This is a genomic window from Faecalicoccus sp. LCP19S3_E2 (genome assembly GCF_052121255.1).
In the GTDB taxonomy this organism is placed as follows: Bacteria; Bacillota_I; Bacilli_A; order Erysipelotrichales; family Erysipelotrichaceae; genus Faecalicoccus.
Genome location: NZ_JBQKEP010000043.1, coordinates 1 through 580, shown reverse-complemented (window position 1 = coordinate 580; position 580 = coordinate 1). Strand labels below are relative to the sequence as shown.

The window sequence follows — 580 nt, the reverse complement described above, 5'->3', positions numbered from 1 at the left end:
CGACAAAACGCATAATGATCTCATTTAAATTCTTTAACAACTTTCCAACCGGACTTTCATCACCACCGCTCATGGATACACACAACCCAAACAAAATCGCAAAGATGATCAATGGCAACATATGTGATTTATCCAAAAGCATATAGAAATCTGATACAGTTAAAGTGGAAACAATGAGATCGGACAGGCTCTGTGCTTCCTGGACTGTATTATTTGTAACGGCAATAGATGTTCCGGAAGCTGGTGAAAATACGTTAACCCATACCAATACGCAAACTGCTGCAAAAATTCCAGTTCCAATAAAAGTTAATAATGTACTTCCTAATATTTTTCCCAATCTTTTTAAATTGGACATGGAACCAACCGCAGTCGTTATGGAAACAAAAACAAGTGGTACAACAATGGTAAACAAAAGATTTAAGAAAATGTCTCCTATAGGCTTTAAAACTTTACCAAAATCAGAAGAAACGATTCCAATCAAAGAACCGATCAGAATTCCACCCAACAATAACAGAACGGAGCCATATTGCTTCCAGAACTTACTTTCTTTCATTTCTACTGTTTACCGCCTTTTCTAACT

At 36.4% G+C, this 580-nt stretch carries 1 protein-coding gene; it reads right to left on the bottom strand.

Going from position 1 to position 580, the window contains the following annotated elements; all coding sequences use genetic code 11:
* Positions 1 to 553 (bottom strand): dicarboxylate/amino acid:cation symporter (locus ACTQX6_RS12630; RefSeq protein WP_441657565.1); only part of this gene is annotated, 553 nt, incomplete at its 3' end.
* Positions 554 to 580 lie beyond the last annotated feature (27 nt).